Annotated in this window: 12 protein-coding genes; 10 read left to right on the forward strand and 2 right to left on the reverse strand. The window is 52.3% G+C overall.

What is annotated here, in order from left to right:
• Positions 1-90 precede the first annotated feature (90 nt).
• On the reverse strand, positions 91-474 hold the full coding sequence (locus WDY75_RS06725; RefSeq protein ID WP_006212345.1) for a DUF1259 domain-containing protein: 384 nt from the start codon (positions 472-474) through the stop codon (positions 91-93).
• A 238-nt stretch (positions 475-712) separates the two neighbouring features.
• Complete coding sequence (locus WDY75_RS06730; protein ID WP_156515095.1) at positions 713-895, reverse strand: hypothetical protein; 183 nt, start codon at positions 893-895, stop codon at positions 713-715.
• 590 nt (positions 896-1,485) lie between these two features.
• Here WDY75_RS06730 and WDY75_RS06735 point away from each other — a divergent pair.
• The 10 genes from WDY75_RS06735 (at position 1,486) to WDY75_RS06780 (ending at position 17,210) form a co-directional block, all read left to right on the forward strand.
• Positions 1,486-2,607 carry a deoxyribonuclease IV gene (locus WDY75_RS06735; RefSeq protein WP_063480476.1) on the forward strand — a complete coding sequence of 374 codons (1,122 nt, stop codon included), beginning with the start codon at positions 1,486-1,488 and terminating at the stop codon, positions 2,605-2,607.
• 135 nt (positions 2,608-2,742) lie between these two features.
• Entirely contained in the window at positions 2,743-3,642 is a 900-nt protein-coding gene (purU, locus tag WDY75_RS06740; RefSeq protein ID WP_063480475.1) for a formyltetrahydrofolate deformylase, read from the forward strand.
• Between the two features lie 359 nt (positions 3,643-4,001).
• On the forward strand, positions 4,002-6,401 hold the full coding sequence (locus tag WDY75_RS06745; RefSeq protein ID WP_063480474.1) for a hypothetical protein: 2,400 nt from the start codon (positions 4,002-4,004) through the stop codon (positions 6,399-6,401).
• Complete coding sequence (locus WDY75_RS06750; protein WP_006212339.1) at positions 6,398-7,327, forward strand: ABC transporter ATP-binding protein; 930 nt, start codon at positions 6,398-6,400, stop codon at positions 7,325-7,327. The genes WDY75_RS06745 and WDY75_RS06750 overlap by 4 nt, the downstream gene beginning before the upstream one ends.
• A complete protein-coding gene (locus WDY75_RS06755; RefSeq protein WP_063480473.1) occupies positions 7,324-8,271 on the forward strand; it encodes an ABC transporter permease in 948 nt (315 codons plus the stop codon). The genes WDY75_RS06750 and WDY75_RS06755 overlap by 4 nt, the downstream gene beginning before the upstream one ends.
• A gap of 35 nt (positions 8,272-8,306) precedes the next feature.
• Positions 8,307-10,013 carry a hypothetical protein gene (locus WDY75_RS06760; protein ID WP_063480472.1) on the forward strand — a complete coding sequence of 569 codons (1,707 nt, stop codon included), beginning with the start codon at positions 8,307-8,309 and terminating at the stop codon, positions 10,011-10,013.
• A gap of 72 nt (positions 10,014-10,085) precedes the next feature.
• Positions 10,086-11,075, forward strand: a complete 990-nt coding sequence (locus WDY75_RS06765; RefSeq protein ID WP_006212335.1) for an AAA family ATPase — start codon at positions 10,086-10,088, stop codon at positions 11,073-11,075.
• A complete protein-coding gene (locus WDY75_RS06770; RefSeq protein WP_063480471.1) occupies positions 11,072-12,022 on the forward strand; it encodes a DUF58 domain-containing protein in 951 nt (316 codons plus the stop codon). Before WDY75_RS06765 ends, WDY75_RS06770 begins: the two co-directional genes overlap by 4 nt.
• A gap of 255 nt (positions 12,023-12,277) precedes the next feature.
• Positions 12,278-14,275, forward strand: coding sequence for a vWA domain-containing protein (locus WDY75_RS06775; protein ID WP_006212333.1), 1,998 nt, complete (start codon positions 12,278-12,280; stop codon positions 14,273-14,275).
• On the forward strand, positions 14,259-17,210 hold the full coding sequence (locus WDY75_RS06780) for a VWA domain-containing protein (protein WP_063480470.1): 2,952 nt from the start codon (positions 14,259-14,261) through the stop codon (positions 17,208-17,210). Before WDY75_RS06775 ends, WDY75_RS06780 begins: the two co-directional genes overlap by 17 nt.
• The last annotated feature ends 99 nt before the right edge of the window (positions 17,211-17,309 follow it).

The raw sequence follows: 17,309 nt of genomic DNA on the forward strand, positions 1-17,309 counted from the left end.
CTATTCTTCAAGGGTTGATTTAAAAACAGGGAGTGACCAAAGATAAAAGAGGCGTTCAGGATTCATTCTGAACGCCACAATGCTAACCAGTCATTTTTTTAGAATATCTAACGCTGATCTTAATTTTCTAGCAAACACAATAGGATTTTCAATGGATTCAATATGAAGATACATCAATCTTGGTTTATCGAATAACCAATGGTTGTGTATTGCAGATACTTTAAAATTGCGTTTTCGAGCCGCATCAATAAAACGTTGTACTTCGGATTGTAAAAGAGTTATTTCGCCCGTGTTTAACGTTGTTCCGTTTTGCGGGGATTGAATCGTGATTTCATGTTCGGTTTCATATTTTCTACCAAGGACTCTAGCATTTAATTTTCTTTCAACCATGATAGAGCAGCTTTTCCCGTCAGACATACCTGTACCACCTAAGATGGTGGCTAGACGTTTACAAAGTGCCTCGGATATTTTCATATTATCTACTCCTTTCGTGATGTTACAAAATATGAAAATTAGAAAAAAATGTAACGAGCAAATGACTATTTTAAAGAAATGTGCTAGAAAGCGATTGATTATTACGGAAATGCCGCTATTGTGATGAGAACGGGAACATTTATGACAATCGAAACGTGCTAGGGAAGCCCTATAAGGAGGGGATAAGACGGAATGAGTTTAGAGGGGTACATCAAAAAACGAAATCAAGAAGTATGAGTTATGGGCATTCTTCCTTGAAAACCATGGCGGCTGTATAGGTTACCCCAGTGGCTATCTCCAATCTCTTAAGGAAATGGGACTTGGTAACGCCCATTTGATTTGCGTATTCCGTCTGCGATAGAAGATCAGGGTCATACCCTTGAATTATCTCCAATTTCTTATCCTTAGTAAATTTAGTCATAAAAAAAACTGCACCTCGAACTGTTAGAGTGTGTCTAACAATTGGGGTGCAGTCCATAACTCGGCGGCCTTTTTCTTTTTGGTTTTGCCGAAGGCCCCCGAAGCGACCGAATAACCCAGCGGAGCGGAGGCCGTATAACAAGGTTTTAAAGTCTCCTTATAGAGGAGTACATCTTCATTTCATATGAAGGGTGATAGTGATGTATGAGGAAGTGGTATTTAACCGCGATGCCTTAAACAGTGCAATGGGTGCATTGGATAGGTTAGGCAAGCAGTATTACATCGAGAAGTTCAATAAAAATGTAGAATCGAAAAGAGGATAGCGGACCGAATGGAAGTTAAGGGCATGAAATATTCTCCGGTGTGTGGGCCCAATAAAGGCTGCTTTCATGTTTTCTCCACAATCCACCCACAAATGGGTATTCCAACCTGTTACTTTGCATCACCTCGTATTTCAACACCAAACTAAGAAAACCCGCACCATTACTGATTTCATTCCAGCAACGTCCCTTACATTCCATCCCTTCTAGATTTATTTCGATATACAAGCTAAAATAGGTGTAATTGTGTGTTAAAAAAGGGGGATGCAGCATGTTGAAAATTGGTTCCCACGTGTCGTTTTCGGACAAGGGATTGCTGACTGCAACGGCTGAGGCCACATCATATGGCTCAAGCTCGTTCATGATATATACCGGCGCACCGCAAAATACGCGCCGCAAGCCGATCGATTCCATGTTTATTGAAGAAGGCAAGGCCGCTATGCAAGCAAGCGGGATTGATGAGATTGTGGTCCATGCGCCATACATTATCAACCTCGGATCGTACAAGCCCAATACGTTTGAGCTTGCCGTGAGTTTCCTGCAGGAGGAGATTCGCCGGACACATGCGGTTGGCGTGAAGAATATCGTTCTCCATCCTGGTGCATATACAGATAAGGATGCCGAATACGGCATTGACCGTATTGCGGAAGGACTCAATGAAGTTCTGGGCGGTACGGATGAGACCGAAGTGAAGATCGCTCTGGAGACGATGGCCGGCAAAGGCACCGAAATGGGACGCAGCTTTGAAGAAATTGCTTCCATTATTGATAAGGTGAAGTACAATGACCGATTGGCGATTTGCCTCGACACTTGCCATATTCATGATGCAGGTTATGACATCGTGAATGATCTGGACAACGTACTGGAGCAGTTCGATAAGCTGATCGGACTCGACCGGTTAACGGTCGTTCACGTAAACGACAGCAAGAACCCGCGTGGAGCGGGTAAAGACCGCCATACGCCGATCGGAACCGGTTGGATCGGGTATGAAGCCATTCAGAGCGTGGTTCATCACGAGAAACTTCAAGGCAGACCGTTCATTCTGGAGACGCCGTGGATCGGTAAAGATCCGAAGACGCAGCGTCCGATGTACGAAATTGAAATCGCGCTTTTGCGTGGAGATGTGGAAGGACGTTTCGGGCAATCCTTTGTTCAGCAAGTGGAAGAGCTGCGAGCCTTCTTTGCTAAGGAAGGAATCGACTCCCGTTCGTTCGTGCTGGATACGTGGTCACTTCTGAAGAATGATGCCAAAGCCAAAAAAGCAGATCCACGCGAACCGATGGAGCGTCTGTATGATATGGTCATGGCAGCTGGATTATTGCCTGAACTTGCGGAAGAGCAGATCAATCAGCGCATCATCGCCTGGTTATCCGGGACTTCTCTGACTTCATAAGCTTCAATAGAAGAGGCATTCATTAAAGTAAAGATGACTAAGGCATTCTCAAGAAAACTTCCGCTTGCTGCGGTTGGTTTTCTTGGGAGGCCAATTCACGCTAATTGTAGATGTAGAGGAGGATCACCGAGTCTCATGGAAATTCACATCAAGAAGGATCTGCCGTCTGTGGCAGGCCAGTACCCTAATCGTGCCCGCATGCTCATCTCCTGTCCGGATGGACCAGGAATCGTGGCAGCGGTCTCCCAGTTTCTGTATCAGCATGGTGCGAACATCGTTCAGTCTGACCAGTATACGATGGATCCTGCAGGCGGTATGTTTTTTATGCGGGTTGAATTTGATCTGGAGGATCTGAACACCAAGCTTCCTCAACTGGAGGAATCGTTCCTGGAAGTTGCGGACCAATTCCTTATGGAATGGAATATCTACCATGCAGCCCGTAAGAAACGGCTGGCGATTTTTGTATCCAAAGAGGATCACTGCCTTGTAGAGTTGTTGTGGCAATGGCAGGCAGGCGACCTGGATGCAGATATTGCGCTGGTGGTAAGCAATCACCTGGATATGAAAGAATATGTGGAATCATTCGGTATCCCGTATCACCATATTCCGGTTACGGCAGATACAAAGCCCGAAGCGGAGAAACGTCAACTGGATGTAATCGGCGATGATATCGACGTTATCATTCTGGCGCGGTACATGCAGATTATTTCGCCAACCTTTATCGAACATTACCGGAACCGGATTATCAATATTCACCATTCCTTCCTGCCGGCTTTTGTCGGCGGCAAGCCTTATGCACAGGCCTATAATCGCGGCGTGAAAATCATCGGAGCAACCGCCCACTATGTAACCGAGGAGCTTGATGGCGGACCGATTATTGAGCAGGACGTGCAGCGTGTAAGTCACCGGGATGATGTCAACGAGCTGAAGCGCATTGGCCGTACCATTGAACGCGTGGTGCTTGCAAGAGCCGTCAAATGGCATGTCGAGGATCGGATTCTGGTGCATAACAATAAAACGGTTGTATTCAATTAAAGTGTATCAACCTGGCGTGTAAGTATCGATAGGTGAATAAGAGAGTTTACACCCTAAATTGCATCAGCAGCAACTACAATCCCGACGATTCATCATAGAAAGTACAATGGAGCAGCCTGACACTTTAACGCTGCAATGGATTAGCTCTTGATCCCGCTCCTTCTTCTTGGAGCGGGATTTTTATTTAATTTTTATTTTGGAAAATAAGCCCAAGCTCCAGCCGAAGCCCGCAAAAATCGGCCCTGAGTATCCTTTTATGGAGAGAAACGTCAAACTTTTTATAATTTCGACTCGTCAATATAGTTGAACTGCCAAGAGAACCATTACATAAGTCTTCTGATTTATAGGTGTAATTTATCATGAGAAAGCAATTTATATGTGGAGAGGGGAATCATCAGTTGTCGTTTTATACAAAAAAAACGTGGATTCTGCTGCCGATAGTGGCACTGCTGATTATGGCAACGTTATCCTTGTCAATTCCGGCAGGAAAGGTCTACGCCGACGGAGCGAAGATTGGAATTCAATCCGAAATGGGTTACCAAGGCAAGATCAAAAATCAAAAATGGAGTCCTGTCAAGCTGACCTTAACAAGTGACCGGGATATTTCCGGTGACTTGGTTGTGCAAATTCAGGACAATAATGGCAATAGGTATCAAACTTCCTATGTGCAGCAGGTGGATCTGCCAAAGGATACGCCGAAGGAAGTAGTCATTGGCATTCCGGGGACGATGCTTAATAAAGATAATAATCAGATCCTGTTCTATGAAGGATCTTATTCCAAGGGAAAGCCGACGACATTTGCAACAGGGAAAAGTTATCTCCAGGCCTCCCCGTATCAAGGTGCACTCATTGCTGTATTATCCGATGATCCGGATACAATGAATTTCATGAACGTTCTTAATGGTAAAGGCAACAGCTTGAACGTATTTCCGCTTAAGGCGGACAGCATACCAACGGATCCGATGCTGCTTAGCGGGCTGGACGTGATCGTTATTAACAATTTTGCATCCGATACGTTATCAGAACCTCAGCGCAAAGCGATAACGGGTTGGGTTAACGGCGGCGGCACGCTGGTTCTGGCAGGAGGAGCGGGTTACGCCAAAACAGCAGCACCGTTTGCCGATATCGCACCGGTTGTTGCGAATGGAACGGCCTCTGTTCAGTCACTATCCGAACTCGAGAAGCTTGGAGGGAAGCCGCTGAAGCTGGATGGGGACTTTACCATCTCCACAGCGAAGGTGGTGGAAGGCGCCAAAATCGGGATTGAAGCAGACGGCCAGCCTTTGTTTGCCTCGCATGCCTACGGCCAAGGAAGTGTTCAATACGCTGCCTATGATCTGGCTATGGACCCGGTAAGTTCTTGGGCAGGCCATCCGGATGCCTGGGCATCGGTATTGCGGAGCAATCTTCCGATGACAGGTTCGCAAAATGGTATGATCTACAACTCGCTTATGGATAATCTGAATTATGTGCTGGAATATTTCCCTTCCCTGAAGATGCCGTCCTTCACGCTGTTGTTGTGGATGCTCATTATTTATGCGGTTGTGGTGGCACCGATTCTCTACTTTATTTTGAAGAAGGCGGATAAACGGGAATGGGCGTGGTTCCTGATTCCAATCATCGCCGTCATTGCAAGCGTTTCGGTTTATGTCGCTGGCTCATCCGACAAGACGAGGGAACTCGCACATACCATAAACTTGATTGAGCTGAACGGTCAGGGAGATGCGGTTAAATCCACAGCCTCGGCTTTTTTCACACCTCGAAGCGGGAATTATGCGTTGGAGTTTCCAGCGAATACGTATTTGAAGACGGGAGGTGCCCGGAATACATTCGGGGGAATGGGCGAGAGCAAGAGCTTTGTCCGGGTGGAACAGGAATCCACAACGCTTGAGCTTCGCGATATGTCTCAGTGGTCGCTAGCCAAGGTATGGGCCGACAGCCAGGGAACGGAGGAGATGGGGCGTCTGGCCATGGATCTAAAGCTCGATGCCAAAGGAGCATTAAACGGGAAGGTCACCAATGAAACCATTAACGATTTGACCGAGGTGGTGCTTGTTGTTGGAGGCAATGCCTATAAGCTTGGAGATATCAAGAAGGGTGAAGCGGTGGCAATTCCTCAGGACCCACAACAAATCATCAAGTTTGTGAGTGGAGATTTATCCGGCATGCTGTTCCCTTATTCTCCGAATGATCCGAAACAGCGGGAGCGCGATATTTTATCCAACTACGGGTATTCGATGGGAATGGTCAACAAGGATGCTTACATTCTGGGATGGAGCAAGGACCATTTGACGAATTATACGCTGAAAGGGGCAGAGGTGGACAGTGATCAGCTTAATTTCTGGATTCAGCCCGTGACTATGGAATGGGGCTTGAGCGGAGAGATTAACATTCCTTACGGTTTCCTGTCTCCTGAAGTATCCCAGGTGAACACGCCGATGTTCGGGACGTTCCCTCATGGCGTTGAGATGGGACAAGGCACGGTAATCGCTGAATTTCCGTTAATATCGGAAGGCAACATCCAATATTCGGAGCTGTCCATCAAAGGCACCAAATTAAACAACAACGTAACGATGGAGATCTGGAACGCGAAGAAGAATGAATGGGAGCCCGTAAGCGATACGAACAATGTGCATACCATTACGGGAAATCCGGAGGACTACATCGTGGCTAACCGGATCAGGTTCATGTTAACCGCTAAGGATCAGACCAACTTTATGATGCCGGAGCTGTCTGTGAAGGGGGAAGCCATTCAATGATCGAAATTACAAACCTGAGCAAAAAATACGGGACATTCCATGCTTTAAAAGACATCAGCCTTCATATCGAGAAGGGGACTGTGTTCGGGTTCGTCGGTCCTAACGGAGCAGGAAAATCAACAACGATGTCGATATTAGCCACTCTGATGCTGCCAACCTCGGGCGTTGCCAAAGTCGGTGGATACGACGTTACGCAGCACCCGAAAGAGGTTCGCAAGCGGATCGGTTATATGCCGGATTTCTTTGGCGTATATGACCAGTTGAAGTCAACCGAATACCTTCATTTTTACGGGGCAAGTTACGGCATCCCGCGTGTTGAGCGGGAGCAGCTGATTCCGCAGTTGCTGGAGCTTGTGAATTTAAGTGACAAGGCGGATACGTACGTAGACAGTCTCTCGCGCGGCATGAAGCAGCGGTTATGCCTTGCCCGGTGTCTGGTGCATGATCCCGATGTATTGATTCTGGATGAACCGGCTTCGGGGCTTGATCCGCGGGCTCGGATCGAGATGCGTGAAATATTGAAGGAACTGAAACTCATGGGCAAGACCATTATCATTTCATCGCATATTTTGCCCGAGCTTGCCGAGATGGTAGACGAGATCGGTGTTATCGAGCACGGGGAGATGGTGGCCCAAGGCAAGGTTGCCGATATTCAGAGCCGGCTTCGCGTGAAAAAAGTCATCCATATCCGCACCCTTGAGCGTGAAGAGGAGCTTGCCGAGAAGCTGAGGGATGAGCCGTTTGTCACGTCTGTATTAACAGACAACACCGGGGTTCATGTTCATTATAGCGGGGATGATGCACAGCAAAGCGCACTGCTTCGGCAGGTGGTCTCCTGGGAAATTCCGATTGTCTCGTTTCAGGAAGCGCAGAGCAACCTGGAGGATGTATTCCTCGAAATTACCAAAGGAGGACCCCGCGAATGAATTGGAGCAGAAAATTAATTAACCCGGTCATTGATAAGGAATTTCGGCTGCGGATGCGTTCCACGCGTTCCATGCTGTCGGTGTTGTTGTACGTTTTGGCGCTTGGGGCTATTGCAATGGGTTTCATTTATCTCTTTTTATACTTGGGCCAGCGGGGACCGCAGCGGTTCGATCCGCAAACGAGCCAGATGATGTTCTATGTGCTGAGTTTTGCCCAGCTTGTCCTCATTGCGTTCATGGCGCCGGCACTAACCGCCGGAGTTATCAGCAGCGAACGTGAAAAGCAAACGCTGAGCATGCTGCTAACGACGCAGCAAAGCTCGGCGACGATTGTCCTGAGCAAGCTGGTGTCGGCACTTAGTTTCATGACACTGATTGTGCTTGCAACACTGCCGGTATATAGCATCGTGTTCCTGTATGGGGGAATTTCACCGAAACAGCTCATTTCGGTATTTGTATTCTACTTATTCGTGATGCTGCTGCTCGGTTCGCTTGGCGTGATGTTCTCCACCTTATTCAAGAGAACCATCGTAGCGATTATTGTCACCTATGGCACAGGACTTATTATATTTCTCGTGACGGGCCTGTTGTATCTGTTCTTTATGGGAATTGAACAGCGGAATATGTATGTTAACGGACAGTCGCCAGTTCCAGGATCGTATTCCTGGGTAGGATATCTGCTTGGATTGAATCCGGGGGGAGCGATGATGAGTTTGTTTAATCCATCGTTCTCAAAAGACGTGTTCCTGCTGTACGGCGGAAGCCTGAATAGTAAGGCTCCTGTTGAATTATGGCTGGAGTTTCTGCTTGTGTATTCGGTCGTGATCGTGTTTGCCCTGTGGATTGCGATACGGAATATACGCCCCATCGCAAGACGCAAGCGAAAGGATAAAGCCAAAGACGCACTTCCGCCTGAACAAGAGCCGACCGTAAGCGGAGCTTAAGTACCAAGGATTGTACAGAGTAAGGAGGAATTACCATGGACAACATCATGCGTTTTGTTGAAGCAGCGAGACGGCGGCTTCAGCGCTTTCGTGTAGTCGCATATGCATTATACGGGCTCATTGCGGGTTTCGCCGCTCTGCTGCTGCTGCTCGTGATTGGGAGATTCGTGCCTATAGCCTGGCTTCCCTTCGCATCCGTTGTCATTCCGATTGCGGCGGGTCTTGGTGGCCTGCTGTGGGGGTGGCTGCACCGGGTTCCGATCGAGGAGGCCGCATCGGTCATGGATCAGGTTCCAGACGGAGCGGAGCGAAGCGACATGATGGTGACAGCCCTGTCATTTAAGGAAGAGGAGTCGCAGGCCGCGAAGTGGCAGCGTGAGCAGGCGGAGCGTTACGGCGCGCGGTTTGCGGAGCAGTTGCCGGAGCGTCTGCCTTCCCCAAGTCGAAAAAGACAGCTTTGGATATGTAGCGCGTCGCTTGCTGCTGTGATCGTCCTTGTGTTTGTTCCGAATCCGATGGACAAGAAAGTGGAGGCAGCCAAAGAGCAGCAGAGCTGGATGAAAGAGCAGGTAGCAAAAACCGAAAAGCTTGCAGAGCAGCTCCAGAAGGAAACGCTTGACCCTGCTGACAGGAAGAAGCTGCAGGAGAAGCTGGATGCCTTGAAGAAAGCGCTGGACCATGAGAAGCAGCCCGAGCAAGCGCTGGATAAGCTGGAGGAAGCGATGAAGGAGCTGGAGAAGCTGGCGAAGCAGCAGGAGGAAAAAGCGAAGGCGTTGTCTGAACTGGCGAAGAAAATGCAGCAGGAGAAGGCATTGTCTCAAGTAGGTAAACGGCTTGCTGAGGGTATGGCCGAAGAGCTGAAGCAGGAAATGAAAAAACTCACCGAGCAGGTGAAGAAGATGTCCCAGGAAGAGAAGAACGAGCTGTCCGACGCATTAAAAAAACTGGCGGAGGAAGCTTCCAAGCAGATGGAAAACGGTGACCTTGAGAAAGAGCTCAAGAAGGCAGCGGATGCTCTGAAGGACGGCAAGCTACCGAAGGAGCTGGAAGAAGCGCTGCAGCAATTGGCTGAGGAGTTGGCGAAAGCGGCGCAAGCGAAAGCCGCATCGGACAGTCAGTCGCAGTCGGCCGCCTCTCTTGCGTCTTCACTTGCTTCACAAGGATTGAGTTTAGCCGATCAGATGGCGGCTGCAGGGATGTCAGTATCCGACGCCTGGAGTAATGGAGGCAGCGCGGAGGCATTGGCACAGGCAGGTCTTGGGGAAGGTTCGGGAGAGCAAGGCGAAGCCTCGGAGGGATCAGGGGGAGCCGGTTCGGGTCAAGGCGCTGGTAGCGGGCAAGGAAGCGGATCTGGATCTGGATCTGGATCTGGATCTGGATCTGGATCTGGTTCTGGTTCTGGATCTGGATCTGGTTCTGGTTCTGGTTCAGGTGGCAGCGGAGGAGCAGGAACTGGCAGCGGAGCGGGGCTTGGCACTGGCGGCCGCGAGCTTGTGACGATCCCTAGGGATTACAAGGGCAGCGGTAATGTACAGAGTGACTCCGGTGCGATCAAGGGCGGCGGAGGCGACATTCAGAAGGGCGGCGTTTCGCCGAACGTTCCGGGGATGTCGAGACCGTATGAGGAAGTGTACCGTGACTATGAGACCGAGGCTCGCAAGACCTTAGACCGCAATCAGCTGCCTGACCAGATGCAGGGGCTGGTCGAGGAATATTTCATACAAATCAATCCGAACCCGTAAGGCACAAGGTAGCCCATAACGGACAGCAATAATGAGAACTTGAACTTTAACAAGAAGATGGAGGTTTCGTCCATGTCGGATATTGCAGTGAGACCACAGGAATGGATGGAGAAAATATCAGGCCTGCGGGAACATATCGGCAAGGTTATTGTCGGACAGCAGGAAGTTGTGGAGCAGATGCTCTGGTGTATCTTTGCAGGAGGCCACGCCCTCCTGGAGGGGATTCCGGGACTCGGCAAAACGATGCTGGTCCGCACGGTGTCGGAAGCGTTGGAATTGTCATTTTCCCGTATTCAGTTCACACCGGATTTGATGCCAAGCGATATAACAGGCACCAATATCTTGTCGTTCGGACAGCATGGCGACACAGGGATGACGTTTCAGAGGGGGCCGCTGTTCAGCAGTATCGTGCTTGCCGACGAGATCAATCGGGCCACGCCCAAAACCCAGAGTGCGCTGCTGGAAGCCATGCAGGAGAAAACCGTTACGGTCGGAGGGGTGACCCATCAGCTGCCAAGGCCTTTCTTTGTACTGGCTACACAGAATCCGCTGGAAAACGAGGGGACCTATCCGCTGCCGGAAGCGCAGCTTGACCGCTTTCTGCTGAAGATTGAGGTGTCGTATCCCAGCGCGGACGAATTGAAGGAAATCGTGAAACGAACGACGTCCTCGCACGAGTTCCAGGTGGAAAGGCAAATGACCGGGGAAGAGCTGCTGGAAATCCAGCGCGGGGCCAAGGAGGTCCTTGTTGCCGAGGAGATTCTGGATTATGCGGTTCGTCTGCTGATGATGACACATCCGGAAGAAGCTTCAGCGCCGGAGGCAGTCCGTAAATATGTCCAGTTTGGTTCCGGACCAAGGGGGATCCAGTCCATCATTTCGGTCAGCAAAGTCCGTGCTTTATGCAGCGGGCGGATGCATGTTTCGACGGGTGATATCCGCGCCGTGGCCTTAGCGGCGCTGCGTCACCGCTTGTTTCTGAATTTCGAGGGTCAGGCGCTGGGCGTTACGACCGACCGTGTGATTCAGGAGGTTCTGCAGGCGCTGGAGGCATCCGCGTGACCGGGGACGGGCACTTGCTGCCTCCGGAATGGCTCCCGCGTCTGGAGCGTCTGAGCCTGGACGCCAAGAGACGGGTTGCCGGAACGCTGCAGGGAAAGAGACGATCCCGCCGGCTCGGCTCATCGCTCGAGTTTGCCGATTACCGTGTATACTCACCGGGAGATGATGTCCGCAGATTCGACTGGGGCGTATATTCTCGTACAGGAAAAGCGTTCGTGCGTCAATTCATGGACGAGCAGGAGCTGACAGTCAGCATATTTGTGGATTGCTCCGCATCGATGGGAACCGTTATGTCATCGGCAGCAGATTCACCAGCGACGACAGTCCCGTCGGGGATGAAGGGAAGCCCGAAATGGACGCTTGCGCGTCAGTTGGCTGCAAGCATCGGTTACATGGCGTTGTCCTCTTACGACAGGCTGCAGATTGCTTGTTACAGCCGTACGATCAACAACCGTCTTCCGATCATGAGAGGAAAAGGCTCGGCTCATCGACTGTTTTCATTCCTGCAAGGGGCAGAAACAGGAGGCGAGGGCAGCTTGAGCGCGGCACTTGCGGTGCCGGGTGCGCTGCCCAGACAGCCTGGAATGACCTGGGTCTTCTCGGACTTCTGGCTGGAGGGCGGCGAAGAGGAGCTGTTCAGGGCACTGTCCCTGTTGTCCGGTACCGGGCAGGAAGTGGTGCTGGTGCACGTCTTGTCGAGGGAAGAGCTGGAGCCCAAGCTGGCTGGTGACTTGCGATTGGTCGACAGCGAAACGATGAGTGGAAAAGAAGTGGCGCTTACGGGTAAAGTGCTTGATGCCTACAAGGAAGAGCTGGAGCGATATCGAATGATGCTGTCCAGTGTGTGCGCGGAGAGGGGAATGTCATACGTGCTGATTCCCGCGGATATGCCGCTTACGGAAGCGATGTTCGGGGTGCTTGCGGGGGCAGGCTTGGTCACTGGATAGGGGATAGGGCCAGCAAGTTATTGCGTGGTTCAATATCCATATTCAGGAGGGACATGTGGCTCAGGGAGCCTGGAAAGTCTGGGAAGCTCGTCTAATGTTGACCACTGAACAATAGTACTTATGAATACGGGTCTCTAAGAAAGGCTCCTATTAGCCAACAGATGGTGCAGGAAGAGATAAGAAGGTCAGGCACATATTCGAATGTGAGAGCGGCAAGTTGCAAGTCAGGGTCCACGGGAGTAAGGAGGGGACACTTTGGGGGTTCAATCATGGCTGAGTTTATGGTTCGGTTTAACACTGCCGGCCATCGTGCTCATGTATATGTTCAAGCGAAAATATGTAGACACAACCGTTCCCAGCCACTTACTGTGGGATCGGGTACTGCGGAACCTGGAGGCCAACAGGCCATGGCAGAAGCTGCAAAACCGGCTCCTGCTGTGGCTCCAGCTGCTTGCAGCGGCATTGATGGTCTTCGCACTGATGCAGCCCTTTATGCAGGTGTCCGGAGGAGGCAGCGCCCATGTCGTCATTGTTGCCGATACCTCGGGCAGCATGAGCGCGCAGATTTCTTCAGCTGAAGGCGAAGCAACAAGGCTGGCATTGATGCAGGAGCGGATTAAGGAATATGTGAAGGGGCAAGGGAGACGGAGCGAGATTACACTTTTATCCGTGGGAGCGAGTCCCGTGACGCTGGCCGCCCATGAAAGTGACCGGGCTGCAATCGACAAGGCCGTTGACGGCTTGCGTACCTATTATGGACCGGCCGCCTATCGGGAAACCTTGTCGCTCGCTTCAGCCCTGACACGGGAGGAGACGGATGCAGAGGTTGTTATCTTTACGGATAGCTACTGGAAGCCGGATACGGCTCCCATTGCTTTTCAGGTTCCGGTATCGGTGGAGAAGGTGCAGGGGGAGCTCCCGCATAACGTATCCATTGACCAATTCGGCATCTCACCGAAGGGTGATGCAGATTCATCCTATGCGGCGGTCGCTGTCATCAGCACGAATGCCAAGAAATCTGTCTCGGCTGAAGTAAACCTATACGGGGATGAGCAGTTATTGACCAGCAAAGTGCTGGAGCTGGAGCCAGGAAAGAAATTAACGGAGTCCTTTGCGAATTTGCCGTTTGCGGAAGTGTACCGACTCGAGTTATCCCAGGAGGACGGATATGCGGCAGACAATGCATCCTTTGCTTTTGGCCTGGGCCACGGGTCTTCCCGCGTGCTGCTGCTGACTTCAGGCAATCTGTTCCTCGAGAAGGCGCTGCAGTTGAGCGGAGCCGAAGTGACCCGGGTTGCTATGGACGGATCGGATGGCAAGAAGGATGAGAATACGAGCAAGGACAAGGATGTAGACAAAGATAGCGTCAATTCGGATGTGCCGCCCGTACCTGAGGGTGAATTTGATCTGCTCGTTATCGACGGAAGTATACCGGATGGCTTCAGGCAAGGAAAATGGGCTGATCTGACGGCCAAAACCCCGTTGTGGACGATTGGCGGAGAAGGAACCAAGGTAGGCAGTCAGGGAGGGCGCCCCGTCCTTGCCAAGCATCCGGTGACCGCTTATGTCACTTTGTCGGGTGTCTATTTCGGTACATTGGTGGATCAAGCACCTGCGTGGGGCGAACCCGTAATTAAGCTGGGTGATCAGCCTATTGTATATGCCGGAACCGAAAGCGGCAGACCGCGGTTGTCGTTTAATTTCCTGCTTCAGGACAGCGACCTTCCGTTATCGCCGGAATTCCCGGTTATGGTCAGCAATGCGCTTGAGTGGATGACCTCGGGCAAGGGAAGCGGTCTTGGCCGGTATATGGCCGGTGCGCAAGCAGATATTCCGATTGCGGCAGATACGGTAAAGGCGGCATGGATTCCCAAGAGCGGCCTCGCACTTGCTGATAGCTTCCCTGCTGAAGATGCCCTGCGCAATGAGCAGGGGATATCCCCGGTGCAGATTGTGCCGGAATATCCGGGTCTGTACGCTTTTGAACAGCAGAATGAAGCGGGCGAGAAGTTGAAGTTTTGGCTGGCCGTGACGGCCGATCCGTACGAAGCGGATTGGAGTAACGATCAGGGGCCGACGGTGAGTCAATCGGCACCGACTTCGGATGAGAGCAAGGCTGGTGATCGTGATCAGGCATCGGAGCGCAGCGGAGCGGGAAACCGCGCCAGTTCGTTAATGCCATGGCTAGCGGCCTTGGCACTGGCTGTTATCGCAGCGGAATGGGGGGTGTACCAGCGTGGGCGTTCAATTTAGCCAACCGTGGTTTTTGCTGCTGCTGATTCCGGCGGGAGCGTTTCTCTATTACGCATATAAATCGGATTTTCGACTAAGTGGTTTTCGCAAGAAGCTGGCCTTATTTTTTCGAACCTGCGTCATTCTATTATTAATTCTGATGATATCGGGTCTTCATGGCTTTACCGTACTACACGATAAACAGGTTGTGTATTTGGCTGACCGTTCGGACAGTATGGGGGACTCTGCACGGATTACGGGCTGGATTAACGAATCCCTTGCAGCAAAAGGAGAGAAGGATGGCAGCGCTGTTGTATCTACAGGCCTTGAGGGAGCTGTGGAACGGCGATTATCCTCTGCGGATAACGCGGGCGCCTCTTTAAATGCGCTGCTGGAGCAGCGATTTACCGGACTGGAGTCAGGGCTTCAGCTCGCGGGGAGCCTGTTCGAGGGCAGCAGCGATTCACGAATCGTGCTGATCTCGGACGGGGAAGAGAACGTAGGCAGTATGGCCGCAGCGGGCAGGCTGCTGAAAGATAGGGGAATTGCGGTTGATGTGCTTCCGACCCCGAAGCAGGTTATCCAGGATGTGGCTGTCGAGGAGCTGAAGGTTCCGGATAAGCTGTATCAGGCAGAGTCGTTCTATGTGGAGGTTATGATTCGCAGCACCTTCAAGACATCCGGCGAACTGCGTATATATGAGGATAATCGCGAGATCGGCCGGGAGCGTGTGGATGTAACGCCTGGTGAGAACCGGTATGCCGTGAAGGGTTTGGCCAAGAGCCCGGGTCTGCACCGATATCGTGCTGAAATCTTCATGGACGGAGACGAAGCAGCCGCCAATAATGCGGCTTTCGATTTTACCCGGGTAGAAGGTCCCCCGAAAGTGCTGATCGTTGAAGGGACGCCGGGAACGTCAGGGAATATAACGGCTGCACTGGAATCGGGAATGATTGGCACCGAAGTGATTCCGCCGGAGCTGCTTCCGCTGGAAGCGGCAAAGTACGCCGTGTATGACAGCATTATTTTTAATAATGTCTCCGGCAGCGATGTAGGCGGCAAGCAGATGGAATTGATCGAGCAGGCGGTCCGGAGCTTTGGCATCGGGTTCATGATGGCGGGCGGCGAGGACAGCTTTGGGATGGGCGGATATTTTAAAACCCCGATTGAAAAAGCGCTGCCGGTCTCCATGGAGCTGGAAGGCAAACGGGAAATTCCTTCGCTTGGCCTCATTCTTGTCATTGACCGTTCGGGCAGCATGGATGGTACCAAGATCGAATTGGCCAAAGAATCGGCCATGCGTACGGTTGAATTGCTGAGATCCAAGGATACGGTCGGCGTTGTTGCTTTTGACGATCAGCCTTGGTGGGTGGTACCGCCGCAGAAACTGGGCAATAAGGAAGAGGTGCTCAGCAGCATCCAGTCGATTCCGAGTGCTGGCGGGACCAATATTTATCCGGCCGTTTCCTCGGCGCTGGAAGAAATGCTGAAGATCAAATCACAGCGCAGACATATCATTCTGATGACCGATGGACAGTCCGCCATGAATTCCGGTTATCAGGATCTGACTGACACGATGGTGGAGAACAAAATCACGATGTCCTCCGTTGCGGTAGGTACGGATGCCGATACCCATCTGCTTCAATCCTTGGCGGAGGCAGCCAAAGGCCGTTATTACTTCGTTGAGGATGAAACTACGCTCCCGGCGGTATTTAGCCGGGAGGCGGTGATGCTGGCCAAATCCTATATCGTGGATAAACCCTTTGTTCCTGCCGTTCAGAACGCAGGCGATTGGGGAAGTCTATTTCAGCAGGGCGTACCGGGACTGTATGGTTATGTAGCAACAACACCGAAGTCCTCGGCCCAGACGGTTCTGTCCAGTCCAGAACCGGACCCGATCCTGGCGCGCTGGCAGTACGGATCCGGCCGGACGGTGGCATGGACGAGTGATTTAAGCGGGAAGTGGTCGAAGGAGTGGGTATCGTGGCCCGGCTTCGCCAGTACGCTGACCGAAATCGTGAAGTGGACGTTTCCGCAGTTTACGTCTTCGCCTTATGAAGTCACGACCGAGACTGCAGGAAACCAGGTGAAGCTGCAGGTGATCGCCGAGGGTGAGAACCCGCCGGAGAAGCTGAATGCGGTCATCGGGGATGACGAGGCCGGTGAACAGACGGTGGAGCTTATTCAGGAGGCACCCGGCCGTTATACCGGACTTGTCCATGTGTCCAAACCGGGAGCGTATCTCATGTCCCTTGAGGATGCCAGCGGGGAAGAGGCGCTGCAGGCTGCCCCCGGCACAGGTTTTGTTGTGCCGTATTCTCCGGAATACCGGTTGTCTTCCGGCAGCGGCGAGGAAGCCATGAAGCGCCTGGCCGAGGTTACCGGCGGCCGCGTGTTATCCTGGGACAATCCGGCCGAAGTGTTCGACCGGCAGGCGACCTCGCGGATGAACCTCCATGATTGGAGTTATCCGCTGCTGGTGGCGGCCCTGCTGCTGTGGGTCGCCGACATCGCCGTGCGGCGTCTGGCTCTGCCATGGGGCGCCATCGGCGCACGGCTGGCCGCCCTGCTGCGCAGGCGGCCGGCTCCTGCCGAGGCCGCGCGTGACGCCGGCCTCGAGCGGCTGGCGGCGCGCAAAGCCCGCGCCGCCAGCTTCTACGGCGGCAGCTCCGCTGAGCCGCCGCAGGCCCCGCCCGCGCGCGAGCGCAGCGGCGCGGGCAGCAGTGCCCGGGGCGGGAGCCCTGCCCCGGCACCTGGCGCAGCTCCGGCAGGGGGCCGCAAGGCCCCGCCGGAGGCGCGCGATGGCGCGCGCAAGGGAAGCGCGCCTACACCGCCTCCCCCGCCGCCGAAGGCGCAGGGGGAGGGCAAAGACCGGCCCGAGGATACCGGGCCGGCACCGGAAGGAGGCTCCTCTATGGATCGCCTCCTGAAAGCCAAAAAACGCGGCACTCGATAAAGTGCCGCCACAACCAAGCTTCGGTCCAGCATGTCGATTACGCTGGACCGAAGCTTTTTTATATATCCATGACGTAACTTTTTCCATGGGATCAGCTTG

This window comes from Paenibacillus glucanolyticus, from assembly GCF_037333485.1.
Taxonomy (GTDB): Bacteria; Bacillota; Bacilli; order Paenibacillales; family Paenibacillaceae; genus Paenibacillus_AQ; species Paenibacillus_AQ glucanolyticus.